General features: G+C 63.6%; 23 protein-coding genes. 12 read left to right on the top strand and 11 right to left on the bottom strand.

All coding sequences use genetic code 11. The features are described 5' to 3' along the window. Positions 1-6: 6 nt before the first annotated feature. Together ACXYX3_RS20385 and ACXYX3_RS20380 are read right to left on the bottom strand one after the other, a co-directional pair. On the bottom strand, positions 7-1,515 hold the full coding sequence (locus ACXYX3_RS20385) for an MFS transporter (protein WP_458608791.1): 1,509 nt from the start codon (positions 1,513-1,515) through the stop codon (positions 7-9). A gap of 131 nt (positions 1,516-1,646) precedes the next feature. After that, positions 1,647-2,258, bottom strand: coding sequence for a TetR/AcrR family transcriptional regulator (locus tag ACXYX3_RS20380; protein ID WP_458608790.1), 612 nt, complete (start codon positions 2,256-2,258; stop codon positions 1,647-1,649). 187 nt (positions 2,259-2,445) lie between these two features. Here ACXYX3_RS20380 and ACXYX3_RS20375 point away from each other — a divergent pair, with 187 nt between their 5' ends. The 4 genes from ACXYX3_RS20375 (at position 2,446) to ACXYX3_RS20360 (ending at position 6,487) form a co-directional block, all read left to right on the top strand. Beyond that, positions 2,446-2,733, top strand: coding sequence for a type VII secretion target (locus tag ACXYX3_RS20375; RefSeq protein ID WP_458608789.1), 288 nt, complete (start codon positions 2,446-2,448; stop codon positions 2,731-2,733). A 9-nt stretch (positions 2,734-2,742) separates the two neighbouring features. Then, complete coding sequence (locus ACXYX3_RS20370) at positions 2,743-3,270, top strand: hypothetical protein (RefSeq protein WP_458608788.1); 528 nt, start codon at positions 2,743-2,745, stop codon at positions 3,268-3,270. A gap of 22 nt (positions 3,271-3,292) precedes the next feature. Further along, complete coding sequence (locus ACXYX3_RS20365) at positions 3,293-3,781, top strand: hypothetical protein (RefSeq protein WP_458608787.1); 489 nt, start codon at positions 3,293-3,295, stop codon at positions 3,779-3,781. A 1,314-nt stretch (positions 3,782-5,095) separates the two neighbouring features. Next, entirely contained in the window at positions 5,096-6,487 is a 1,392-nt protein-coding gene (locus ACXYX3_RS20360; protein WP_013470983.1) for a hypothetical protein, read from the top strand. Between the two features lie 373 nt (positions 6,488-6,860). Here ACXYX3_RS20360 and ACXYX3_RS20355 read toward each other — a convergent pair whose 3' ends face one another. Continuing rightward, entirely contained in the window at positions 6,861-7,391 is a 531-nt protein-coding gene (locus tag ACXYX3_RS20355; RefSeq protein ID WP_458608785.1) for a hypothetical protein, read from the bottom strand. A gap of 163 nt (positions 7,392-7,554) precedes the next feature. Here ACXYX3_RS20355 and ACXYX3_RS20350 point away from each other — a divergent pair, with 163 nt between their 5' ends. The 4 genes from ACXYX3_RS20350 to ACXYX3_RS20335 all read left to right on the top strand — a co-directional run bounded on the left by ACXYX3_RS20350 (position 7,555) and on the right by ACXYX3_RS20335 (position 11,411). Continuing rightward, positions 7,555-7,857 carry a type II toxin-antitoxin system RelE/ParE family toxin gene (locus tag ACXYX3_RS20350; RefSeq protein WP_236645037.1) on the top strand — a complete coding sequence of 101 codons (303 nt, stop codon included), beginning with the start codon at positions 7,555-7,557 and terminating at the stop codon, positions 7,855-7,857. An 11-nt stretch (positions 7,858-7,868) separates the two neighbouring features. Continuing rightward, entirely contained in the window at positions 7,869-8,969 is a 1,101-nt protein-coding gene (locus ACXYX3_RS20345) for a HigA family addiction module antitoxin (protein ID WP_458608783.1), read from the top strand. Between the two features lie 107 nt (positions 8,970-9,076). Continuing rightward, positions 9,077-9,799, top strand: coding sequence for a hypothetical protein (locus ACXYX3_RS20340; protein WP_104864096.1), 723 nt, complete (start codon positions 9,077-9,079; stop codon positions 9,797-9,799). 328 nt (positions 9,800-10,127) lie between these two features. After that, a complete protein-coding gene (locus tag ACXYX3_RS20335) occupies positions 10,128-11,411 on the top strand; it encodes an IS256 family transposase (RefSeq protein WP_458608782.1) in 1,284 nt (427 codons plus the stop codon). A gap of 21 nt (positions 11,412-11,432) precedes the next feature. On the opposite strand, the gene ACXYX3_RS20330 is transcribed toward ACXYX3_RS20335, so the two are convergent. Next, the gene (locus ACXYX3_RS20330; protein ID WP_458608781.1) at positions 11,433-14,555 is read right to left on the bottom strand and encodes an MMPL/RND family transporter; all 3,123 of its coding nucleotides are present in this window, start codon (positions 14,553-14,555) and stop codon (positions 11,433-11,435) included. Between the two features lie 278 nt (positions 14,556-14,833). Then, a complete protein-coding gene (locus ACXYX3_RS20325) occupies positions 14,834-15,475 on the bottom strand; it encodes a TetR/AcrR family transcriptional regulator (RefSeq protein ID WP_152515070.1) in 642 nt (213 codons plus the stop codon). 104 nt (positions 15,476-15,579) lie between these two features. On the opposite strand from ACXYX3_RS20325, the gene ACXYX3_RS20320 reads away from it, so the two are divergent. After that, positions 15,580-16,449, top strand: a complete 870-nt coding sequence (locus ACXYX3_RS20320; protein WP_152515071.1) for a metal-dependent hydrolase — start codon at positions 15,580-15,582, stop codon at positions 16,447-16,449. Between the two features lie 131 nt (positions 16,450-16,580). On the opposite strand, the gene ACXYX3_RS20315 is transcribed toward ACXYX3_RS20320, so the two are convergent. Both ACXYX3_RS20315 and ACXYX3_RS20310 read right to left on the bottom strand, forming a co-directional pair. Then, complete coding sequence (locus ACXYX3_RS20315; RefSeq protein WP_152515072.1) at positions 16,581-17,471, bottom strand: alpha/beta fold hydrolase; 891 nt, start codon at positions 17,469-17,471, stop codon at positions 16,581-16,583. A gap of 58 nt (positions 17,472-17,529) precedes the next feature. Beyond that, the gene (locus ACXYX3_RS20310) at positions 17,530-17,982 is read right to left on the bottom strand and encodes a PaaI family thioesterase (RefSeq protein ID WP_152515073.1); all 453 of its coding nucleotides are present in this window, start codon (positions 17,980-17,982) and stop codon (positions 17,530-17,532) included. A 21-nt stretch (positions 17,983-18,003) separates the two neighbouring features. On the opposite strand from ACXYX3_RS20310, the gene ACXYX3_RS20305 reads away from it, so the two are divergent. Beyond that, complete coding sequence (locus ACXYX3_RS20305) at positions 18,004-18,159, top strand: hypothetical protein (RefSeq protein ID WP_163672697.1); 156 nt, start codon at positions 18,004-18,006, stop codon at positions 18,157-18,159. On the opposite strand, the gene ACXYX3_RS20300 is transcribed toward ACXYX3_RS20305, so the two are convergent. Continuing rightward, positions 18,156-19,352, bottom strand: coding sequence for a cytochrome P450 (locus ACXYX3_RS20300; protein ID WP_152515074.1), 1,197 nt, complete (start codon positions 19,350-19,352; stop codon positions 18,156-18,158). The two genes, ACXYX3_RS20305 and ACXYX3_RS20300, sit on opposite strands and share 4 nt — an antisense overlap. A 73-nt stretch (positions 19,353-19,425) precedes the next feature. On the opposite strand from ACXYX3_RS20300, the gene ACXYX3_RS20295 reads away from it, so the two are divergent. Both ACXYX3_RS20295 and ACXYX3_RS20290 read left to right on the top strand, forming a co-directional pair. Then, positions 19,426-20,022 (top strand): TetR/AcrR family transcriptional regulator, encoded by a 597-nt coding sequence (locus tag ACXYX3_RS20295; protein WP_458608780.1) that lies wholly within the window; start codon positions 19,426-19,428, stop codon positions 20,020-20,022. Further along, positions 20,019-21,068, top strand: a complete 1,050-nt coding sequence (locus ACXYX3_RS20290; RefSeq protein WP_152515076.1) for an LLM class flavin-dependent oxidoreductase — start codon at positions 20,019-20,021, stop codon at positions 21,066-21,068. Before ACXYX3_RS20295 ends, ACXYX3_RS20290 begins: the two co-directional genes overlap by 4 nt. A 48-nt stretch (positions 21,069-21,116) precedes the next feature. Here the strand turns inward: ACXYX3_RS20290 and ACXYX3_RS20285 are convergent, their stop codons facing one another. The 3 genes from ACXYX3_RS20285 to ACXYX3_RS20275 all read right to left on the bottom strand — a co-directional run bounded on the left by ACXYX3_RS20285 (position 21,117) and on the right by ACXYX3_RS20275 (position 23,724). After that, positions 21,117-21,581 carry a DUF6188 family protein gene (locus ACXYX3_RS20285; protein WP_152515077.1) on the bottom strand — a complete coding sequence of 155 codons (465 nt, stop codon included), beginning with the start codon at positions 21,579-21,581 and terminating at the stop codon, positions 21,117-21,119. A gap of 78 nt (positions 21,582-21,659) precedes the next feature. After that, a complete protein-coding gene (locus tag ACXYX3_RS20280) occupies positions 21,660-22,331 on the bottom strand; it encodes a TetR family transcriptional regulator (protein ID WP_152515078.1) in 672 nt (223 codons plus the stop codon). Between the two features lie 46 nt (positions 22,332-22,377). Continuing rightward, positions 22,378-23,724 (bottom strand): IS256 family transposase, encoded by a 1,347-nt coding sequence (locus tag ACXYX3_RS20275; RefSeq protein ID WP_396884637.1) that lies wholly within the window; start codon positions 23,722-23,724, stop codon positions 22,378-22,380. Between the last annotated feature and the right edge of the window lie 14 nt (positions 23,725-23,738).

Raw genomic sequence — 23,738 nt, 5'->3', positions numbered from 1 at the left:
CTCTGCTCATGGCCGCTTGGCCAGCGGGTGCGAGGGGAGAGCGAGAAGCACGACCAACGCGCCCGCGAGGCACACCCCGGCTGCCGTGAGGCACCCCGCGCTCATGCCGGACAGGAATGCATCGCCGACGGCAGTACGCACGGAGCCGGCGATCGCCGCGGGGGACTGCGCCGCGACAGCGAGCCCCTGCGCGAGACCTTCGCCTGCGACCGCGCGGGCGGGCTCCGGCAAGATCTGCACGGCCGCTGCATCATTCAGGCGGGTGAGGTAGAGCGTCGAGAAGATGCTGCCGAGCACGGCGACTCCAAGCGTGCCTCCCACCTGACGGGTGGCGTCGTTGACGGCCGAGCCGGCGCCGGCCTGCTCGGGACGCACGACGCCCATGATGGAATCGGTCGCCGGGGCACTCGTCAGTCCGAGCCCGCCGCCGAGGAGAACCATCTGGGCCGCCATCACCGGATAGGTCACGCTGACGTCGATCACGCTCACCCAGGCGAACGCCGCCGCCATCAGGATCAAGCCCAGCGCCACAATGATTTTCGTGCCGATGCGGCCGACGGCGAGCCGGGTGCCGAGCACTGACCCGATGGCGATGGACAACGCGACCGGGAGAATCCGAACGCCGGTCTCCAGGGGGCCGAACTCCTGAAGCAGTTGCATGAACTGGGTGATCAGGAAGATGAAACCGAACAGGGCGAAGAACGCCACGGTGACGGCTCCGCTGGCTGCGCTGAAACGCAGGTTGGCGAAGAGGCTGATGTCGATCAGGGGGTCACGCTGGCGGCGCTCCCAGACTGCGAACCAGATGCCGGCGACGAGCGTCACCGCGAAGCCGGCGAGGGTCGGAAGCGATGTCCACCCCCGCTCCGGTGCCTCGATGATCGTGTAGACCAGCGCGGCCAGCATGACCACGGACAGCAGCAGCCCGCCGCGATCGAGCCGCGACTGCGTGTCGGCTTTGGCGGCGGGGATCAGCAGGGGCGCGGCGACGGCTGCGGCCAGCGCGATCGGGGCGAGCGCGAGGAACAGGCTGCCCCACCAGAACACCTCGAGCAGAGCGCCGCCGAGAATCGGGCCGATGGCCACGCCGAGGCCGGTGACCGCACCCCACAATCCGATCGCCGCCGCGCGTTGGCGGGGATCGCGGAAGGTGTCGGTGATGATCGCCAGCGTGGTCGGATAAATCATCGCCGACGCGACGCCCATCACCACCCGCATCGCGATGAGCTCGCCGGTGGTGGTGCACAGCGCCGCGCCGACGCTGGCTGCCGCGAACAAGACGAGGCCGGCGATGAGCGTGCTGCGCCGGCCGAACTTGTCGCCGATGGTGCCACCCGCGAGGACCAGTGCTGCGAATGCCAGGTTGTAGGCATCGACGATCCACTGCAGGCCGCGGGTGGAGGCATCGAGCGACGAATTCAGCGTGGGCAGAGCGACATTGACGATGGTGGTTTCGACATTGATCGCCAGGGCGGCGACGAGGACAACGGCCAGTACTGCTCCGGGTCGTTTCACCAGGGGCGTGATGCTGCCGGTTGCGGATCGGTCGAGCGTGTGTGAGGCCACGGGAGGAACCGCCTTATGTTGGCGCTGATAACTTCGTCGAGCATGACAGTCGAAGTTATCGCTGTCAACATATTGGGTGGCTAGCGGATGCCCGCGCCGATGACCTCGAGCAGGCGATCGGTGATCACCTTTTTGCGCGCGTCGTCGGTCGTCGCCAGGGGGCCCTCGAGGTAGAGAACCGAAAGCCCGTGGACCGAAGCCCAGGCGGCTTCGTCCAGCCCGTCGCGGTTGCGCTCGTCGAGGAGGCCGGCGGTCACCAGGTCGTCGATGCAGCCGCTGAGGATGCGGAAGGGGTGACGACTCGACGGAGTGGCGTCGTCAGTGGGCGTCGACTCGCCGGGGGCGAATGCGGCGCGGAACAGGCCCGGTTCGGCGAGTGCGAAGTCGACATAGGCTTGCCCGGTGGCGCGGAGGCGGGCCAGGGCGCGGGGGCCGCGGGGGCCACGGTTGGGGACGTGCGTCAGCGCCTCGAGCATCTGGTCGCCGAGAAGGCCCATCGCGTGCTCTTTGACGGCGTTTATAAGTGCGTGGCGATCGGAGTAATGCCGGTATGCCGCAGCATTACTCACGCCGACGGCGCGCTGGACGTCGCGCATGACGACGGCATCGGGGCCGCCGGTGCGAGCGAGGTCGAGGGCCTGCTCGAGCAGCGCCTGACGCAGGTTGCCGTGGTGATACGAGCTTGCGGCCATGTTGACCAGTCTTACATCGGGCACGGCGCATCAGAGCCAAAGCGGCCTGAAGTATGTTCTGAAGGCGCACGCCCCCATAGCCCAATTGGCAGAGGCAGCGGACTTGAAAGGTCTATGCACCTGGCATCAGCCACTGCCAGCCAAATTGGTGTGCTGGCGGTCTGGAGAGGCGCCCTAAACTCGGATTGTGGAGGCACTGGACGTCTGTGGCGAAGGTTTGCAGGCACTGGCTGGGCAGTGTTCGGTAGATGCGGAACGGTTATTGGGTCTGCTCTCGATCGGGATGACAGGGCCACCACAGCAGGCAACCTCGCTAGCGGTCAGCCACGCGTATGCGGCGACTACATCCGCGGCGGCGATGTTGGCTGGCCGAGTGCAGGCCACTGCGGACAAACTCAACGTCGCGGCAACGCAGTATTCGAAGACCGACGAAGCTTCCGGCCAGAGGCTGTCTGCGCTGCGTATCGAGCCGTAGCGGGCGTTGATGCGTGCCGATGTGAGTGGCGGCATTCCGAGCTTGTCACAAATTCTGGGCTGGGACACCACGCACCTACACCGGGCGGCCACCGACTGGACAAGCGCGGCACAGCACTGGGAACAGACTTTTACCAACGTGCACCGCGGCACGCTGGCGCCGGGTGGTACCGCATGGGAAGGCCCAGCTGCTGACGCAGCCCAACAACGCACCTTCAGCGACCTGGTGAAGGTGCGCGGTATGTCCGATGCGCTGAGCGACGCCGCAACGATCGCGCGGCGCGGTGCTGATCAGCTGGATTATTTGAAACGCAAGGTCGTCGAGGCCATCAACGAGGCCCACGAGGCGGGCTTCATCGTGGACGCAACCCCTCTCAGTCACCGACGCCAGCAAGTACAGCGGTCTTCGGATCGCTGCCGCGCGTTCACATGCTGGCGCGATCGCAGCTCGTGCGGCCGCTCTGAGTACCGGGGACCGGGATATCGCCGCGAAGATCAGCGCCGCAACAACCCGATTGAGCGGCGATCCATTCGCTGAGTCGCCCCAAACGGTCCACGCGTTGGATGTCCCGCTCGCGCCGCCGCCTGATCCGGCGTACCCGGTCAACGATGTCATCGCCGAGGCAACCGATCTCGATGGCAACCACGTCGTGCTGAGGCGCGGCTACTACAGCGCCGCAACGAAGGAGGGGTTTGGATGGGACAAGATCTATTGGAAGCACGGACTGATCAACCCGAACGTCTTCAGTGACCTTATCTCCCATAGCCGTCCGAAGGAGAGTCAGGGCGGAACACTTGTCTACGACGTGCCGATCAACAAAGCTCACTGCACATCCGGCTTTCTCGGATTGCCCAGTTGTACCGACACTGGCGAGAGCTTGACGATGAGAATCGTGGCCAACACCAATCCCAGCTACGACGTGCCCGGCGGCGGGCAGAAAGGAGTGATCACGATGTATCCCCTCCCAGGGGGCAGCGGAGTCGTTGAAGTAGAGAAAAACTGGACGCTGACGCCGCCGTGGGTAAACAACTATGCACCCATCAACTGAGCCCTCACCTGACGAGACTCCAAGCGCCGCGGAGTGCGAGTTCGCGGCCGGGGTTCTCCAGGACCTGCTCCATCGAATTGAAGTCCGCAACGCCAACGCCACTTCCCATCCAGGGCCAGGGCGGTGCGTATTCCTGGTTTCTCACGCGTGGACGGATGGTTCTTCGATTCGTCTGGTCTACGTCACACCCCCCTCGGATCGCACGTGGGGGTTGGCCCGCGACACCCGAAGGTCACTCATAGACCCGGGTCCGTGGAACGAGGCCGACAACCCAGCGCTGTACTACTACCTGCTAGATCTCGAAGAGGAGTGGCCAGGCGCAGAGTCCAGAGAGCCCGACGAAGATGACGATCTGATCTGGTGGCGCGGATACCCGCTCGATCATCTGCCGGCCCGTCTCTCCGAGCTTCCCGCGAACCATCGCTATATGCCGCCGCCTCCGGATCCGGCGTGGATCGATCCCCTCCCGCCTGCGGTAGAACCTCGCCGGTACGCAGATCCCGACGGCCCGCTTCCGCCACGGTGACATGGGCGTGGTCGCGTGGCGGCTCTGGGTACGTGGTCTGAAGGGCCTTCGGCGGCAGGGGGCCAAGACGGCCTGAACTACTCTCGGAGCTGAAACGCCCCCATAGCCCAATTGGCAGAGGCAGCGGACTTAAAATCCTCTGAACTGGGCGTTTGTTGTGTTGGGAAGTGGCGGTAGCCGCCGGAAGAACCGTATCTAGCTGCGGATTTTGTGTTGGCTGCGTTGGCGGTCATCGAAATCGGACGAGAGCACTGCGGTACTCACTGCGGTATTTCCCTGGTCATACTTCGTGCGAGAATTTAACTAGCCGCGCGCCACTCGAGATCGGGAAAGACGTCCGCTGGACATGGACGAACTGGACTCGGAGGCTAGGAGTTCTCATGTGGCCCCGAGGATGACCGCATTCGCAACAACTCTCGGGTGACTGAGGACGGTCGAGTGGCTGCGCAGCGCGTGGAGGCTTCGCTCCTGGCACCCGGCGATGGTGTCTACGGACGAACTGACGCTTGGTTTCGCCTCCGCACCCGCATCCACAGGCGTTCACGGCGTTGTCGTCCCACCTCCCATCGCTCTGCGGTGCCTTTAGCGATCGCGCGAGCGGATTCTATTAGAGAGGTACGACCAAATCGCGCCCAACTGAGGCCGCCTGCTGCTGTCGCGCATAGTCGGCCTTTGTAGGGAACGCCAGGAAACTGTCGTGCGTTCTGTCGCACCTCTGTGCGATCCTGTATGGCTGCCCACCAGAAGGGAGCCACACACGATGTGAAAGATCGAAGAAAGGCACGCATGTGGAGGCCGACGAGCAGGAAGAGATAGAGCGAGTACGAGAGTGGATCGGCCGGCTTGAAGCCTTCGCCTCTGCACTTGACGACATCGAAGGCAACAGCGCCACTGATTTCGCCAACGACGTGCTTGAGGCAATGCAGTCCGTGGTGATGCCGCACGTGGCCCCGGCACGGGTTCCGTCAATGCTGCTGGCGTTGGAGGCCGCGAGCACGGTGACCTGGGCAACGACAACCGTGATCATGGACTGGGCGGACACACCTGACGTTCGGGATCGTTACACACGGGACACCGCGCAGCGGCTCGTGAAGGACGCGCTGGATCGCGTGCTCTCGAACTGCACGCGTTGGTTTTCCGACGGCCTACCTTCCGAGGAGGAAGTGAAGCAACGTATCTCGACCGCGGCGAAGGACATGCGAGACGCGCAGGAACTGCTTGGCAAGCGCAATGCAGAGCATGACGCGCAAGACGCAGAAGCTGCGGCAGACCCCTACGGCGCGATCCTGGTTCACCTGGACCCCAGCCGATCTGCTGATGCTCCAATCTTCGAGAAGGTGTGTTCCTTGACTGAGGACGAAGATGAGCGTTATCGCGATGCATACGAACAACTTCGGCGCATGATCGACAGCGAACTATTGCAGCACATCTCGGACGAGAGCGACCGGCTCTGCGACGTGGTGATGGCGCTGCTGACTGACCTGCGGTACAACCGGATTCCAATCTTCGATGAGGATGCTTGGGACGAACACAGGCGCAAGGTGCGGTCCGCGTTGATCTCATTTACTGCCGCGCTGTACAGCCACAGGGAGCAGACGGTCAGGACGGCCAAGAAGACCCTCAATCGCGGTCCTGAGGTCCAGGCGGTCGAGAAATTGTTTGACGAGCTGCGCAAGACGTCGTTCGAGTACGGCTGGCTGGAAGAACTGCGTGGCGCGCTGCAGCACGGCGACATCAACGCCTTTAAGTGGGGCTTCGGGGCATCGATGAACGAAGAACCGGTGGCGAACGTGTACATGAGTCGGGAGTTCATGCTCGACTTCACGCGCAACTCGTCGCAGAAGAAGTGGTTGAAGCGTCGGGAACTGGAAGACATGGATTCTGATCCGAGCGTGTTGGACATGATCAAGGCAATTCAGCCGCTCATGGGACCGCTTCAGGAGAAGCTTGACACGATTCTGTACCCGAACGTGGCGGATGATGTTGCGACCGTTCGCGAACTGTTGAGCCGCTACCCGCACCCGAACGGAGTGCATGCGCTGCAGGACGGTCCTGGCTTCACGCGTCGCAAGATGTGTCCGCCCATGAGCCCACTCGCCCCGCGCGTGCTGTCCTTCGTCGCTTCGTACGAACCTGACGACGTGGGTGCCAGTGATGCAGGTGACGGGACAGCGACCTGACAGCAGCGCGGCAGCAATCCGGCTGCCTGCGACAACGAGACAGCACCGGCTACAGTGCCCGTTCTCGGAGCCGTACCCCACCGCTGAACTGGATATTGACGGCCCTGTTGGATCGCGACGAAGCGTCGTAGAAACCCTAATCAGGCAGGGTATTCGGGCTTAGAAGTTCCTGAACTGGGCGTTTGTTGAGAATCGCTTCGCGCAGAATGCAGTATTGGCTGCGTTGGCCGGCGTCGGGGCCGAGTGAAACGACTGCGGTACCGCCTGGCTTGGCTCAGGGGTGTGTAGCCGGCGACTGCCGCGCTGCAAACGGTTCTATCCGGTACCGCAGTTTCGGTTCCATGTATCGGTTACCTCTCCCCGAACCGGACCGCTACGACGGTGAGCCACTAGGCGTCATTGAAGCCCGGGCCAGGCCGGAATCGGCGGGACAGTCGCACAGCCCGCGACTGGGTGTGTAGCTAATCGGCCTGATGTGATCACGTATGTACTCCACGCGGGCGGTGATCGCTGAATCGTGCGATTTTCGCCTCAACCGAAGCTCCCACAGCACGAACACCGGAACAACGAGTAGGACCACCGCGGCGGCGACCCAGCTGCCCGTCCGGTGCCAAGCCCACGCAGCAACCAAGGCCTCGACCGGCGTCAGCATTTGCCAAAGGTCTCTCCTCCCCGCGGCGCGTATCTGCTGCTCAGCGGACAGAAGCATGACGCGTTCTTCGACGTAGAAGGCGAGCATTCGTCGAGCCTCAGAGTCCCCCGGCAACTTCTCCAGCAGGTCGAGGTCGCGTGCGATGCCATCCCGGAGGTCTCGGCGGTCCTTGCGCGCCGCGAGGTAGGCGGCAGCGATCGTCGCGAGACCGGCGATCAGCGCCACGCTGAGAGGGACGACCCACTTCTCCATGGGGCAAGTATCTACGGTTGGGGCGCCAACCTTGGCTAAGCATGGCCGCAACACCTGACGGGGAGAATGCCTGCGCGCGCCCTCTGGGTCGTCGCCTCTGATGGGCATAATGTCTCCAGTACGTGCGTTAGACTGTAACGAGATCGGTGACATCCACTTGGAAGTGCAGTACGAACACAAGAAGCTTAAGAAGCTGTGCACAGACGAGCGGGAAATGAAGAAGAGGCGCTCTGACATCGCGGGGAAGCTGCGGCTGCGGATCAAAGCGCTGGAGACAGCGAAGTCTGTTGGCGAGCTGTCCACTCACGACCCGCTGGGGGAATGGCACCAGCTCAGCGCTGACCGGGACGGTCAGTGGGCGGGAAAGCTCAGCGGCAACTACCGCCTTGTGATTCGTCCACACGACGCAACTGAGCCGTGGAACTCGGTGACCGTAACCGTGATCGAAATCGACGACTACCACTGAGAGGAGAAGCCATGACTGCGACCAACTACGCCGTTGCTCCAGGTGAATACCTGGAGGAGTGGATAAACGAGCACGGCTTGTCTCAGCAGCGCGTCGCCGAGCAGCTGGGGTGTAGCCGCAAGCAGGTCAACGAGATCGTCAACGGGCGCGCACCGATCACTAGCGATACCGCGGTTCGCTTGGAGCGCGTCGTCGGCATCCCGGCCGACTCATGGCTCCGCTACGAAGCCGCATATCGCGCTGACCTTGCACGGATCGCCGATGAAGAGAACCTAGCGGCGCACGCAGACGAGATCGATCCGGGCGCAGTGACCTACCTTCGAAGTTTGGGCGCGACTAAGGCGACACGGAAGTCACCTGGGTCTCTGGTATCGGATTTCCTGGCCTTCCACCGCTGCGGTACTTGGGATGCCTACATTCATCTGCATGAGACCGCATCCACGGGCGACTATGCGCTCGCCGCTCTGAAGGAGTCCGGCGACGCCAAGATCGACGCGACGGTGCTATCGACGTGGTTACGCGCAGCAGAGCTCGCCGAGCCGTTTGAACGTGGGCGGCGCTTCGTCTACGACCCAGACCGGCTGAGAAAGGCGCTTCCACAGCTGCGAGCTCGAGCAGCCGAACCCGGCGCCACGATGCTTCGCGACATCGCGAACATGCTTGCCGATGTCGGAGTCGTCTTCATGGTGGTCGACCCGCCCAAGAAGTTCCCGCTGCATGGCATGACGCGTTGGATCGACAAGCGAGTACCTGTGATTCAACAGACCGGGCGGTGGGGCAAAGATGGCTTCGTCATCTGGGCGTTGTTTCACGAACTCGGCCACGTGCTGAACGACCCCCGCGGAGAGATGCATCTGGAGTACAAGACGGAGAAGAAACGCAACAGCGAAGCGGAGAAATCCGCCAACAAGTTCGCGATGGACGTCTTGTTCGGCGAGACCGGGATCAAGCCGTTCGAGGGACTGACGCGCGATCGCGACATCGAGACCGTTGCGAGACAGCTAGGTGTCTCGCCAGGTGTGGCCGTTCACCAGATGCACCGACGCAGACTGCTCGATTACCGGTTCGGGAACAAACTCTGTGTCGACCTCGCTGGAACCTTCACGGCATAGATAGCGGCTTGGTGCATCGTCACCCGGGACCACGCGGGAATTCGCCCGCAAACTTGGGATGATGCGGCTGTGACTGTTGTCCTCTCGGGCCACGGTTTTGGATACGAATGAATCCACCGAAAAGCACCACCAGCACCGACGCCAACGGGCTGCGGTGGAAGCAGACCCTCGACGGCAAAATCGAGCGGGTGCTATCCACCACCGCGGTGCCCGCACCCCGCACAGCTGACAGCGTGCAACCCTATTCGCAGATTCAGACCATTACCCCGGAGGAAGCCAAAGCCCATCGATTTGGTGGGCCAGACGTTCCCGATTTCGGCGACGAGGAGAGTGGCGATTCTGCTGAGACTGAAACGGCAGCAAGGAACATCGTCAACGACTGGACTCCCGTCAAACGCATCGGCGCCCCGATCGTCGAGCCGCACCACTCCGATCCGAAATTGCTGGCGATCGAAATCGGCTACGCTCCGGACGCGCCCCAACCTTGGTACCAGTACTTCAGGGACGGGCTCCGCGCAGCCGGCATCCGCTCGAACCAGAGTCATTCGCAGGGTCCGTACCAGTCCTCGACCTTCGAAGCTGCGAGATCTGCTCTGCCGCTCGTCATCGAGGGGTTCGATGCAGCCGTCAAGTCCGCGAACGAGCGATTCGAGACGGAGCACTTAGTACGGCTCCGTGAGCGTTTAGCCAAGCTGGATGCGGCGCTGGATGCTGCGAATGCACGGCAGGGCGAGCTCGATAATCTGGCCGAGCACTTCAGAGAACCCGGTCGGTTGCCATGGGATCAGCGCGACTTAACCCACCCGGGCGATGACGACAACCACGAGTAGCCCGTTTGAGGTGTTCGACCTGCGGGGAACTGGGTGTCGCGAGAAGATTTTCAACCGGTCCATCCCTCGCCAACCTCGCGGCTCTTGCCGCGAAACTACTACGCCGTTGTGAAGGTGTTTCCGAACTTCGTCCGTCGATAGCCGACGGATCTTACTGGCGCAGGGGTCGTATTCATTCGGGGTGAATACGCCCTCACGCTGGTCGGCATGTAGCGCCGGGTATTGCTCTGTTCGCTTCTCACCTCTCCTGGACCAGCACGTGGGGACTGTGGAAATAACGGTGTTTCCGGTACTGACACGCTGAGCGATGCTCGGCGAGAAAGGTGCCGTGATGACGACACTGGAAGATGTGGCGAAGAAGAAGGCGGCTGAGCAGTCCGCAGAGCAGAAGGCTGCCGTCGAGCTGGTCCGACTGGCACAGGAACAGGGCCTGTCGCTGACTGGGCCCGACGGGCTGCTCAAACAGCTGGCCAAGACGGTCCTGGAGATCGCACTCAATGAGGAGATGACCGAGCACCTCGGTTACGAGAAACACGACCCGCCGGAGGCGGGGTCGGGCAACATCCGCAACGGGACCCGCACCAAGACGGTGCTGACCGACACCACCGGCCCGGTCGAACTCGACGTGCCGCGCGATCGGGCATCCACGTTCGAGCCCCAGATCGTCAAGAAACGTCAACGCCGATTGTCCGGGGTCGATGAGGTGGTCTTGTCGTTGTACGCCAAAGGGCTTACCACTGGGGAGATTTCAGCGCATTTCGCTGAGATCTACGGCGCGTCGGTCTCGAAGGAGACGATCAGCCGCATCACCGACAAGGTCATCGAGGAGATGAACGATTGGTCGGTGCGGCCACTCGATGAAACCTACGCCGCGATCTTCATCGACGCGATCGTGGTGAAGGTCCGCGACGGCCAGGTCGCCAACCGCCCGTTCTACGCCGCGATCGGAGTGACCCTGGCCGGGGAACGCGACATCCTCGGATTGTGGGCCGGCACCGGCGGGGAGGGCGCGAAGTTCTGGATGAGCGTGCTCACCGATCTGCGCAACCGCGGCGTCAAGGACAGCTTCTTCGTCGTCTGCGATGGGCTGAAGGGACTGCCCGAGGTGGTGGGCAACGTGTGGCCGCAGGCGATCGTGCAGACGTGCATCATTCACTTGCTGCGCAACACCTTTCGGCTCACGTCCCGCAAGTACTGGGATGAGATCAAGCGTGATGTGAAACCGATCTACACCGCAGTCAACGCGACCGCGGCCCGCGCAGCGTTCGACGATCTGGCCGAGAAATGGGGGCAACGCTACCCGGCGGTGATCCGCCTGTGGGACAACGCCTGGGCGGAGTTCATCCCGTTCCTGGACTACGACGTGGAGATCCGCCGTGTCATCTGTAGCACCAATGCCATCGAGTCGCTCAACGCCCGCTACCGCCGCGCGATCAAGGCCCGCGGCCACTTCCCCTCCGAGCAGGCCGCCCTCAAGTGCCTCTATCTGGTCACCCGATCACTGGACCCGACCGGTGCAGGCAGGGCACGATGGACGATGCGGTGGAAACCTGCCCTGAATGCGTTCGCGATCACCTTCGCCGATCGATTCCCGGCAGCCGAAACCTACTGATGAAAACCGCCGGAAACACCGTTAGCGAGATAGTCCCAGCACGTGAGGTGCGTCCTTCATGCCTCCTGCGTTGGTCTGACCACGTCGCGGGTTTGTTGCTTTGGTGGGCCACCAGCTGGCTTCGCGTAGGAGTGTGGCGATGGCGGGCACGGTGAGGGTGCGCACGAGGAAGGTGTCGAGCAGCAGCCCGAAGCCGATGATGAGGCCGGCTTGGATCATGATGGCGACTGAGCCGACCATGAGGCCGAACATGCTGGCGGCGAATATCAGGCCCGCTGAGGTGATGACGGCTCCGGTGTTTGCCACGGTGCGCAGGACGCCGACGCGGATGTTGGTCCCGGATTCTTCGCGGAGCCGTGAGACGAGCAGCATGTTGTAGTCGGCGCCGACGGCGACGAGGATGATGAATGCGAGTAATGGTACGGGCCAGGCGATTTCGTGGCCTAGTCCCCATTGGAAGACCACAACGCCGATGCCGAGCGAGGCGAGGTAGTTCAGCACGACGGTGCCTAAGAGGTAGAGGGGTGCCAGGAGTGCGCGCAGCAGTAGGATCAGGATGACGCCGACGATGATTATGGTGGCGATGGCCAGTTGTGCGAAGTCGGCCCATAGGAGTCGTTGGATATCGGAGTTGACGGCGGGGAAGCCGGCGACGGACACGGTGGCGTCGGCGAGTGACGTGTTGGGTCGTGCGGTGTTGGCGGTGTCGGTGATGCGGCTGGCGAGGTCCATCGCCTCAACGCTGTATGGGTCGTGGCTGCTTTCGATCATGAACCGCGCTGTTTTGCCGTCCGGTGAGAGGAATTGTTCGGCGACGTCGGTGAATTGCCGGTTCTCGAATGCGTTGGCGGGCAGGTAGAAACCGCTCGAGGAGTCGGAGTCGGCCGCTGCGCGTGAAGAGTTTTGCAGTTGGGTGGCGATCTGGCTCATGCCGGACAGCATTTCGATGTTGCTGTCGGCGAGGGTGCGGACGCCGGTGGCGAGTGCTTGGGCGCCGGAGGCCAGCTGTCCGATTCCGTCCTGCAATCGGCGGAGGTTGGTGGCCAGGTCGGCGGGGTCACCGAGGGCTCCGAATGCCTTGTCCAGCGAGGCGACTGCGTTCTCGACGTTGGCGAGGGTGCCACCGACTGTGGCATTGGTGGCGGGATCGTAGCGGTCCCCGAGGTCGGCGATCTGGGTGAAGAATCCGCTGTCGCGCAGAGTGGCCAGGATCTTCACCTGGTCGTGGATTTGGGCGCATTGCGGGGTGGTGGCACACCACGGTGAGGTGTTGAGGGCGCCGACGAGTGGGTCGAGCTGGGTGATTGCGTTTTGGGCTTGGTTGGCCAGCGGTCGTAGTCCTGGGCCGGATTGGATGGCTTGGTCGACGGCGGGGGCAGTGGCGGAAAGCTGTTGCAGCAGTGGCCGGAATTGGTTGACCTGAGTTCCTGCGGATTGGGCTTGGGTGAGGATTCCGGCCAGTGGTGTGAGGGCGGTGCGCACGGTGCTGTCGAGTTGGGCGAGGCCGTCGGCGAGCTGGTCGGCGCCGCCGGTGAGTTTGGCGAGGTCGTCTTTGCGTGAGTTGCCCTCGGCGACCGCGCCGGCCATTTTGTCGCCGATCTGGCCGTTCTGCCAGGCCAGTTCTGCTTGGTCGAGGCGCTCTCCGGTGGGGCGGGTGACTCCGGAAACTTTGGTGACGCCGGGGATCTGGGAGACGCGGGAGGCCATCTCGTCGAGGTCGGCCAGTCCTTTCCCGGTCCGCATGTCGGTCGGGTTTTCCACGACGAGGAATTCGCTGATGACGACGTCTTTGCGGAAGTGGCGGTCCAGCAGGTGGTAGCCCTGGTTGCTGGCCGTGGTGTCTGGTTGTCCCTTGCGGTCGTCGTAGCTGATTTTGATGGTTGCAGCGGCTGCCGACAGGGCGAGCAAGATGACCAGGCTGACGATCAGTAGTGGCACGGGACGGCGGACCACGGCGACGGCGACGCTGTTCCAGTAGCGGCGGGTGCGGTCGGGTTTGGGTTCACCGATGCCGCGTTTGGCGGCTAGCGACAGCACGGGTGGCAGCAGGGTGACGGTGGCCAGAAATCCGAACAGCACGGCGATGGCACACGCGGGGCCCAGGGCGGCGAAGACGCTGAGCCGCGCGAAGACCATGGCCAGGAACGCGAGTGCGACGGTGGCGGCGGAGGCGAGGATGACACGCCCGATGCTGGCGGTGGCGTGGATGATGGCCTGATCGGCGGGTACTTGGGCGCGGCGCTGCTCGTGGTATCGGCTGATCAGGAACACGGTGTAGTCGGTTCCGGCGCCGAGCAGGATCGCCGTCATGAAGGCGACGGTGAACTGGGAGACCGGCATGCCCATCTCGCCGAGGGCGGACAGCACGCCGCGCCCGACCGCCAGGCTCAACCCGATTACCAGCAGCGGTAACAGCGCGGTGAACACCGACCGGTAGACGATCAGCAGGATCAGGGCGATCACGCCCGCGGTAGCGATTGAGATCAGCAGCAGGTCGTGCTCGGCCGAGGCGATCATGTCGCTGAAGGTCGCCGGTGGTCCCGTCACTTGCACGGTCGTGGTCGAGCCGGTGAACACCTCCGCGGCGATGTCGCGCACCGCGTTGACGGATTCTGCGGCCGTGGGGTCTCCGAGGGTGCCGGCGACGCCGACGGGCAGGTACCAGGCTTTGCGGTCGACGCTGACCGCCTGGGCTTCGGTAATCGGATCGGCCAGTAGGTCTTGCACCAGCAGGACGTGGTCGCCTTCGGTCTGCAACCGGCTCACGAGTTCGCCGTAGCGCTGCCGCGCAGTTGGAGTCAAGCCATTGGGGTCTTCCATGGCGACAAACACCATGGTTTTTGAGCCTTCTTCGCCGAACGCGGCGCTCATGCGGTCAACCGTCTGCAAGGAGGGGGCATCGCGAGGAATGAGGTCCACCGACTGTTGGCGCACCACGGTTTCCAGCTGGGGGAACAGCAGTGCGAGAACCACTGCGGCGCCCAGCCATACCCCGATGACCAGGGCTTTGTGCCGGAGGGTGAATCGGGCTAGCGCTGCCAACCGTTCGCTGTACTCGCGGGTGTCGGCGGGGTCGGGGGATCCGTTGGCCCGCCGGTCACGGCGCGTGGCCTGGCTGGGGGAATCTGCAGTGCCGTCGGTCACTGGACCTCCACTGGTCGCGAATGGTAGCGATACTGTCGGTATCGCTACGCTACCGCATGTAGTGCACGTGGTGGCGGCCGCTATCGAGTAGGCCCGCGGCCGCGGTCACAGTAGGCAGAGGAATGGTCGAACCCTCAGTTGGCTTCTGGAAGCCAGGGCCGACGCTGTTCAGTCGACGACACTGGCCTTGGATGTCGTTCAGGGTCTTGCTGTTGCTGGTCCCCGACGTTGACATCGAATGCACCGACGGCCACATCGCGTAGCGGGGCCGCGGGCCGCTACCTGTGGGGTCGGGCTTCGGTTGTGGCCGACTGGTCCGTGTTCTGCAGCAGCACGTAATTGCCGAGGCTGCCCAGTAAACCTGCGCAGTGCTGAACGAGTTCATCGGTGGTGAACTCGAGTTCTCCGTCGAGTCGGCGGCGCAAGACTTCGAATAGCCCTCCCACGCCCAAGGTCGAAGCCAAATGGGCAACCCCAACGGCGGAGTCGGCGATGTCGAGGTGGAGTCTGGCTTCGCGCAAGACGAGGTCGGTGAAACCCGCCATCAGTTCGCTGCGTAGCTCTCGGAGCAGCGGTTCGGTGGCAGATTCCACGAACAGGATCCGACCCAGCCGAGGGTCGTTGTCGATCATGCTGACCAGCCTGCGGATCGGCGCGTACGCCAGCACCTCCGGTGGCTCGCCGGCATCGGGGATCGCGTCGACTATCACCTCCTGGAAGGTGGCATAGAGCTGCTGGTAGACAGCCCGCAGGAGGGCGTCTCGGCCGGAGAAGTGCTGGTAGAAGTAGCGTGACGTGACGCCTGATTCAGCGCAGACGGCAGTCACAGTGGCGGCGGCAACACCGCGCGTGCCGATCAACTCGGTTGCGGCCTCGATGAGACGGGTGCGCCGGTTCCGGTGACGCTCCTCGGCGGACATCCCGCTATACACCCGCGCCGAAACCACGTGGATAGCTTGCCATCTAATTCTGACAAGGCTTAGAGTCAGATTGCCAGCGTGCCTTTGACGAACGGGAGAACAACATGAGCGACGATTCGTCCACACGGCCCACCATGCGGGTCGTCCCGAAGCCCCGCCGTGTTCGATTCGACATGCCTGCTGGGACCAGTCGGCAGCACTTCGTCGATGGCGACTTGGTGATGAGCCACTTTGTGTCCACCTTGTCGGCCACGTTCCCCGAAGGCGAAGACTTCTTCATCCGGTCAGTCCGCGAGTACCGGGACCACATCAGCGACGCTGACCTCAAGGAGGCGGTCAAGGGATTCATTGCACAAGAGGCCACCCACCGACACCAGCATCGGCTGCTCAACGATCGGCTCCAAGCGATGGGCTATCCCACCGAGGGGATCGATCGGCATATCAAGAAGTTGGTTGGCCGACTTGAGAAGCGTTTTTCTCCCACGATGCGCCTGGCTGTGACGGCCGCCCTGGAGCACTACACGGCGACATTCGCCGAAATCATTCTCACCAGCGACGAAGCTCAGGAACTCATCGGCTACACCGAAGTGCGGCCTATTCTGCTCTGGCACGCACTGGAAGAATGCGAGCACAAGGCCGTCGCTTTCGATGTCTACGAGACGGTCGGTGGAAGCGAACGCACCAGGGTCTGGGGGATGCGGATCGCCAGCCTCCTCTTGTTCAGCGAGTTGGTTATCCAGACCACCCGCTCTCTGGCCGGTGACCGTGCCGCCTACAACCCGGTGCGGTTGCTGCGCAGCCTTCGAGCCTTCCGGCATAACCCGCTATTCAGCTCAGCAGCAATTGAGCGCTTTCGTTCCTACACCCGCGGCGGATTTCATCCCGACGACTGGGACAGCGCAGAAATCCTCGAACGCTGGACCAAGGAACTCTTCGACGCCGATGGTGGCCAACAAGCGCGTAGCAGCGTCTAGCTCGACCAGAGCCTGTCGCGGTCAGAGTCGGCCTTAAGCGAAGAACAATTCATGGGCTTCGCTCCGCGCGCAGTGAAGTCAAGCCCAGTTCTTTCTACTGGCCGCTCGATGGTGCTCGATCACGTTGCGACCTACAGGAAGCTCCGGCCGAGGAACTCGGTGACGGCGGAGCTGAAGGCGTCGTTGTCGTCGCCGGCGATCATGTGTCCGGTGCCGGATACGTCGACGGTCTCGGCGTGGGGAACCAGTTGCTTGAACTCCTCGACGGTGGCTTGGGAGACCACGTCGGATAACAGGCCCCTTACGAGAAGTGTTGGGGCGCTGACCCGTCGGGCTCCGTCGATCAGCAGGTGGCTGATTGCGTCGAATTGCTCCGTTCCCGTGGTCGATTCGTCGCGGAGGAAGTCGAAGTTGGAGTGAATGAATGCCGGGTCCCACCGCCAGATCCAGCGGCCGTCGTGACGCTGCCGTAGCACCTTGCGTAGGCCGTCGACGTTGGCCGGGCGCGAGCGATGGGGGTTGTACGCGGCGATCACCTCGGCGGCGTCGTCGAGGGTGCCAAAGCCATCGGGATGTGCGGCCATGAACGTCACCACGCGACGAGCGCCCTGGAATTCAAGCCGCGGGGTGACGTCGACCAGGACGACCGCCGCCCACGACGCCCCGGATGTCAACAGATGCGTGCCGAGCACGGTCATGCCCCCAAGAGATGCACCTACGACGGCCGGGGCGATATCGGCGCTGAAGTGCTCACGCACGGCGAGCAGATCGGTCGCGAGTCGCTCGAGGTCGTACCTGCCGGCTGGGTCCCAGTCGCTGTCGCCGTGACCGCGGGTGTCGTAGGCGACGACTGTGTATCCGCATGCGTGGAGACGACGCGCTGAAGCGCTCCACGCGTGCCGGTTCTGGCCGCCGCCGTGCAGGAGCAGCACGACGGGACGGGCGTCATCGTGGTCGTAGCAGTCGGCGGCCAGGGTGATCCCGTCCTGGGTTCGGACCCGATGCTGCACGGCGGAGGTCATGACACCTTCCTGGCAAGATCGGAGTCCGCCCGAAGCGTGCGACCCGTTACAAGCACCTTCATTGTGCGTTGCCCGCGGCGTTCACGATCGTGACCGTGCCCTGGGCTACGCAGACGGCTTTGTCGCCGTTGCTGATGTCGATGCGCGCTACTCCACTGCGCTTGCCCAGTGACACGATGTCGGTGACGGCGACACACACCCCGCTGGACACGGGTCGCAGCAGGTTCAGCTTGAATTCGGTGGTGGCGACCCATGATCCGCCCGGAATGACGGGGTAGAACACGACTCCGAGACAGTGGTCGACCATCGCCGATAGACATCCGCCGTGCAGGGTGCCGAAGGGTGTGAGCAGTTCGGCGCGGGTTTCCATCTCTGCCACCAGCCGACCGGCGGCGAGTTCGGTGTGCCGAAAGCTCAGAAACGTCGACAGTCCACCCGCTGTGTTCGCCGATCTGAGCAGCTGGCCGGCGATCTGCTCATCGAAGTGCGCGAATGTCACTGCCACCACCATGCCCCTTTCTCCTGTCCGGCCATGGGTTCAATCACCGTTCGAGCCTGCGAATCGTTTGAGCATGTCGCCGAATGCGCCGAGGTCGACATGCGCGGCGGAGTGCTCGACATCGACGGCGATGAACCTGGCCGTCGCGGTGAAGCACACGACGCGTCGTCGAAGAAGGGCACGGGCTAGACCGGTGTGGTCCAAGTGATGGGCAGCGATGTGTAGCCCCGGATCGGCCCGGACCGCAGCCGCCGCGCCGATTCAAGATCGACCTCCCAGTCAGGCACCCGGTCCAACAACGCATCCAGAGCGATGCGGGCCTCCATCCGCGCCAGCGCCGCACCCAGACAGAAGTGAATGCCGCGACCGAAGGCGACCTGGTGCTCACTGGTGCGCTCGATGTCGAACACGTCCGGATCGGGGAAGGCACGCTCGTCGCGGTTGGCCGACCCGAACAACAGCAGCACCTTCTCACCTTGACGCATCGTCGTGTCGTGCAGGGTGACGTCGCGGGTCAGGGTTCGTGAAAGTCCCTGTGCAGGTGAGTCGTAACGCAGCAACTCTTCCACCGCAGGCCCCAACAGTGTTCGATCGGCGGCTAGGCGTCGGCGGGTTTGCCGATGCTGGGCCAGCACGACCGCGGAGTTCCCCAGCAGATTGGTGGTGGTCTCGTAGCCCGCGACGAGCAGCAGCGCGCAGAAGCCGAGGACTTCCTCGTCGGTCAGTCCGATCCCGTCGACTGTGGCGTTGGCCAACGCCGACATCAGGTCCTCGCGGGGGTTCTTGCGGCGGTCGGCGAGGAAGTCGGTGAAGTAGGCGTAGATCGCGGCGGCGGCGGTCAGTGCGTCGGTGGTTTGTCCGTGGTTGACGTCGACCTGGACCAGTTGGCTCGACCACAATCGGAACTGATCACGATCGGTGGCGGGAACGCCCAGCAGATCGGCGATCACCGCGGCGGGCAGGATCGCGGCGAAGTCGGTCACGAAGTCCGCCGATCCGGAACCCTCGTCGAGGCGCTCGAACAACTCCGCGGCCATCTGTGTGATGGCGCCCTGCAGCCCGGCCGCCCGCCGGGGAGTGAACGCCCGGCTGACCAGGGCACGCAACTGGTCGTGGCGCGGAGGGTCCATCACGATCATCATCGGCAGGAACGAACCGATGAAGTCCGATCCCGGCGGGGTGGGGAAGATGCCGTCCACCGAGGAGTACGTGCCGTGATCCAGTGCTGCGGCCTGGACATCGGCGTGGCGGCTCAACACCCAGGTATGGGATTCCTCGGCGCGGTACACCGGAGCCGCGTCACGCAATAACCGATACGTCGGATAGGGGTCGTTGAGGATCGAGGCGTCGAACGGGTCGTAACGAATCTGTACCGAGACCACGAGCCCTCCTACCACCAAAGTAACGACGGTTTAGACTGGCAGTCTAAACCGGCTGAACGGGACAGGTGGGGCAATGCGCAAGATTCCACGTCAGATCTCTGACCGGCTTTGCGCCGCGGCGGACTTGTTCGCCGAGAAGGGGCTCAACGACTCCAAGATCGAAGACGTCGCCGCGGTGACCGGTGTGCCGAAAGCGACGCTGTACTACTACTTCGCCGGCAAAGAGGACATCCTTGCCTTCCTGCTCGAAGACCTCCTCAAGGACATCTCCGAGGCCGTGACCGCTATCGTGCACACCGACGGCACCGGTGCCGAACGCCTCGAACTTGTCATCCGCGCACAACTGCGGGCAATGGCGCAGCGGCCAGCGGTATGCCGTGCACTCATCGGCGAACTGGGACGAGCGGCCCGCATGCCGGCCATCGCCGAGATGATCAATACCGCATACCAACAACCGGTTGAAACTCTGCTCGTCGAAGGGGCCCGCGACGGCTCCCTCGTCGCTCAGCCCGATGCACGATCGACGTCCATTGCGCTGTTCGGCGCGGTCACCATCAATGCACTCATGTACCTGGTCACCGGGAACCACCTCGACGAGACGGTGGTCGCCAGCACCCTCAGCGCCGTCATGTTCGACGGCCTGCGCCCGCGCACAGGAGACCAGTCATGAGCACCTACGGCCTGTCGGTTCTCGGCGCGGATTTGAAGTCACTGGCCCAGACCGCCCAGGCCGCCGACGCGGCCGGGTTCGCCGCCGTATGGGCCTCGGAGTTCTACTCCCGGTCCGGATCGATCTCCATGGCCGCGATGGCCAACAGCACACAGAACTGCCGGATCGGTTCCTCCATTCTCTACGGCGTCGGCCGAAGCCCGCTGGTGCTGGCCACCGAGGCGCGTGATCTCGACGAACTCTCCAACGGACGGCTGGTGCTCGGCATCGGCAACGGCACCAAACGGATGATGAGCGACTGGCACGGCGTGCCCGACACTTCCGCACCCGCGCTGCGGATGGAAGAACTCGTGATGCTGCTGCGCCGGATATGGAACCTGCATGAAGGGCCGATCCATCACGAGGGCCGTTTCTACAGAATGAATCTCACCCCGACCGGCGACGTGGGTCCCCCCAGCCGGCCGATCCCGATCGTCACTGCCGGTGTCCGGCCCCGGATGTGCGAGGCGGCCGGGCGGGTGGCCGACGGCCTGGCCGGACATCCCCTGTTCACCACCACCTACGTCGAGGAGATAGTCCGGCCCGCTATCGCCAGGGGTGCCGCGCGCACCGGCCGCGACCCCAGTGACGTGGAGATCATTTCCATGGTGATGTGCGCCATCCACGACGACGCCGAGGTCGCCAGGCGCGAACTGGCGCAGCAGATTGCGTTCTACTCCTCGGTCAAATCCTACGAGACGGTACTTGATGTGAACGGCTTCGCCAGCGAAGGCCGAACCATCCGGGAAGCATTCGCCCAGCGCGATTTCCCGGCGATGTTCGCCGCGGTGTCCGAGGAGATGATCGACACCATGGGCGTCGCAGGGACGGCACACGAGGTCCGGGAACAACTGAGACGCTACGAAGGCGTCCTCGACCACATCATGCTGTATTCACCATCGGTTGGCATCGCTGCGGAACGGGTGCAGCAAAACCTCGACAGCATCATCGGGGAATGCTCGCCCGCCTCGATGTCGCCAGGGCAGTCCGGTCCACGTTCAACCTGATCGACGCATTGCCGCCCACGTCGACCCGTCCCCGTGTCCGCGGCCCATTTAGTGCGTCTGCCGCGCCGACCCCGCCGATGATTGCGTGGCGCTGTTGAGAATGTTGGCGTCGTCGGTGTCGGGGAGGTCATGGCGGACCACGCGAACCCGCCCCCGGGGCAGACAGGCCATGTAGCCGTGGCGCATGCCATAGAGCTCCCATGCTGTCTGTTCAGCGTCGGGGTCGACATCGATGCGGTGCCCGCCCGAGAAGCTCAGGTGTAGCCCTCCATCGTCGCTGGACCAGGCTTGGGTGCACACCGCGCCGGCGAGGTTCAGCAGTGGACGTTCGTGGGTTGCGATCCTGAGGGGGTCAATACGCACCGCCTCGATGGGGTAGGTGCCGACGGCAGGAAGGGTCAATAGCAGGGGGCAGGAGATGACGATTTCGTTGTAGTCATCGAAATCCAGAACCAGGCCGCCGCGCAGCGAGAGGCGTTGTACGACAAGGTTTTCGATCCATTGGGTGTACATGGCAGTCTCTTTTCGAACGCATCATGGGCCGTATCTCCAAAGAGTACGCTAAGTAGCGCTGCGATACTAATAGTATCGTTACCGGTTTGCGGTGGGCCGAGCAGCGCTGGTCACGACGCGCCTGGTGGCTCGGTCAATGCGCTCGCGGGTGTCGGCGGCTGTCGCGCGGTGGCCGCTGAAGGCCACGAGGTTGGCCAACCAGATGTCGGAGATGACCCCAGCGACGTGCAGATCGGTAGGGGTGGGCTCGCCGCCCCTGAGCGTGCGGGCCAGCAGGATCTGGATTTCATCGGCCGCGCGGTCGAGTTCCGCGGCGGCGCGGGTGTCTGCGACGGCGAAGGCCCGTGTCATGGCTGTCGTCAGCCGTGGGTCGCGCTGCCAGCGGTCATGCAGATGTGCGGTGAGGCGTTCGAGCCGTTGCAGCGGTGGGCCCTCACCACTCGCCCAGTCGCCGGCGGAGTCGAGTCGACGGAACTCGCGCGTCAGCGCTGCTACCAGCAAGTGGGTTTTCGCCGGGAAATAGCGGTAAAGCGTGCCGACGGCGATGCCGACCCGCTCGGCAACCGTCCGCATCTGAACCGCCTCGTAACCACCGGCCGCGGCCACGGCCAAAGCTGCATCCAGAATTGTTTCGCGGCGCCGTGCGGAGGCGCGTGAACGCGACGCGTTAGCGGCCCGCTTCTCGGTAGCGACCGAGTTCGCTTCCGAAGGCAGGGTTTTCCCGTGGCTGCGCGCCTGAGGGAAAGTCATGACGGCTCCGGGTCGAGCTTGTCAAGGTTTCTGTGTAGGTGGCGGTTTACAGGTAGGGGTTGATGCGGTCGGGGTAGTTGAGAACGAGGGCTCCGAGGGCTTGTTTCCAGCCGTTGGTGCGGGCTCCTTCGACGAGGCGGTTGTGGCGTGAGCGGTCACCGGTGGCGAGGGGGTCGTCGATGAACTTTTGACGTTCTCGGGCGCGTTTGTCTTCTATGTTGCAGATCGCCAGCCACAGCAGTTTCACTGCGGCCTGGTCATTGGGGAAATGGCCGCGGTTCTTGATGATTTTGCGCAGTTGGTAGTTCAGCGATTCGATCGCGTTGGTGGTGTAGATGATGCGCCGCAACTCCGGCGGGAACGCCAGGAACGGGATGAACCGCTCCCAGGCGTTACGCCAGGCAATCACTGTCGTCGGATTCGACTGCCCCAGAGCGGAATTGGCGAATTCTTCGAACGCCTCAGCCGCGGCGTCGACCGTCGGAGCGGTGTAGATGGTCTTCAGTGCCGCCGCGATCGTCTTGCGCTGGCCGTAGGACACGAACCGCATCGAGTTACGGATCAGATGCACCACGCAGGTCTGCACCGTGGTCTGCGGCCAGGTCGCCTCGACGGCTTCGGCGAACCCGGTCAGCCCATCAGTGCACACAATCAGGATGTCCTTGACGCCGCGATTAGCCAACTCAGCACACACCCCGGCCCAGAACTTCGCGCCTTCGTTGGCGGTCACCCAGATCCCCAACACGTGGCGGATGCCGTCGAGATCGACACCGATAGCGATATGGGCCGCTCTGTTCTTGACCTGGTGGCCGTCGCGGATCTTGATGACCAAAGCGTCGAGGTAGACGATCGGATAGAGCTCCTCGAGCGGCCGTTTCTGCCATTGGGTGACCTCCTCGAGCACCGCGTCGGTGATCTTGGAGATCGTCTCGTGGGAGAGCTCGGTGCCGATCGTGGCGGCCAGATGATGCTGGATATCGCGGATGGTCATCCCGCCGGCGTAGAGCGAGATGATCATGTCGTCGAGGCCGCCCAGGCGCCGCGAACCCTTGGGGACCAGCGTCGGGCGGAAGCTGCCGTCACGATCGCGTGGGATCGCCAATCCGACGTCGCCGACCTCGCTGGCCACCGTCTTGGGTGTGAACCCGTTGCGGGCGTTGGGCAGCTCCCGCCCGATCGGATCGCCCTTGTCATAGCCCAGATGCTCGGTCAGCTCGGCAGCCAGTCCGCGCTCCAAGACAGCTTTGACCATCTCGGGCAGAAACCCACCCTGCCCGGTCAACTGCAGCTGGCCGGCATCAATCCTGGCCAACACGTCATCCAACACCCCTGCAGCGCGAAGCTGCTCCACAGCATCAGCACCAGAGAGCTGCTCTTCAGCGGTCATATCCATCGATAGTGCTCCAT

The sequence above is a fragment of the Mycobacterium sp. Panama NTM2 genome, from assembly GCF_054355555.1.
This window is presented reverse-complemented; position numbering and strand designations above follow the sequence as displayed.

Bases quoted from the DNA above. Each gene is read 5' to 3' on its own strand.
- ACXYX3_RS20380 (WP_458608790.1), bottom strand. From the start codon at position 2,258: ATGGCCGCAAGCTCGTATCACCACGGCAACCTGCGTCAGGCGCTGCTC.
- ACXYX3_RS20370 (WP_458608788.1), top strand. From the start codon at position 2,743: ATGCGTGCCGATGTGAGTGGCGGCATTCCGAGCTTGTCACAAATTCTG.
- ACXYX3_RS20355 (WP_458608785.1), bottom strand. From the start codon at position 7,391: ATGGAGAAGTGGGTCGTCCCTCTCAGCGTGGCGCTGATCGCCGGTCTC.
- ACXYX3_RS20345 (WP_458608783.1), top strand. From the start codon at position 7,869: ATGACTGCGACCAACTACGCCGTTGCTCCAGGTGAATACCTGGAGGAG.
- ACXYX3_RS20340 (WP_104864096.1), top strand. From the start codon at position 9,077: ATGAATCCACCGAAAAGCACCACCAGCACCGACGCCAACGGGCTGCGG.
- ACXYX3_RS20325 (WP_152515070.1), bottom strand. From the start codon at position 15,475: ATGTCCGCCGAGGAGCGTCACCGGAACCGGCGCACCCGTCTCATCGAG.
- ACXYX3_RS20320 (WP_152515071.1), top strand. From the start codon at position 15,580: ATGAGCGACGATTCGTCCACACGGCCCACCATGCGGGTCGTCCCGAAG.
- ACXYX3_RS20315 (WP_152515072.1), bottom strand. From the start codon at position 17,471: ATGACCTCCGCCGTGCAGCATCGGGTCCGAACCCAGGACGGGATCACC.
- ACXYX3_RS20310 (WP_152515073.1), bottom strand. From the start codon at position 17,982: ATGGTGGTGGCAGTGACATTCGCGCACTTCGATGAGCAGATCGCCGGC.
- ACXYX3_RS20305 (WP_163672697.1), top strand. From the start codon at position 18,004: ATGGGTTCAATCACCGTTCGAGCCTGCGAATCGTTTGAGCATGTCGCC.
- ACXYX3_RS20295 (WP_458608780.1), top strand. From the start codon at position 19,426: ATGCGCAAGATTCCACGTCAGATCTCTGACCGGCTTTGCGCCGCGGCG.
- ACXYX3_RS20290 (WP_152515076.1), top strand. From the start codon at position 20,019: ATGAGCACCTACGGCCTGTCGGTTCTCGGCGCGGATTTGAAGTCACTG.
- ACXYX3_RS20285 (WP_152515077.1), bottom strand. From the start codon at position 21,581: ATGTACACCCAATGGATCGAAAACCTTGTCGTACAACGCCTCTCGCTG.
- ACXYX3_RS20280 (WP_152515078.1), bottom strand. From the start codon at position 22,331: ATGACTTTCCCTCAGGCGCGCAGCCACGGGAAAACCCTGCCTTCGGAA.
- ACXYX3_RS20275 (WP_396884637.1), bottom strand. From the start codon at position 23,724: ATGGATATGACCGCTGAAGAGCAGCTCTCTGGTGCTGATGCTGTGGAG.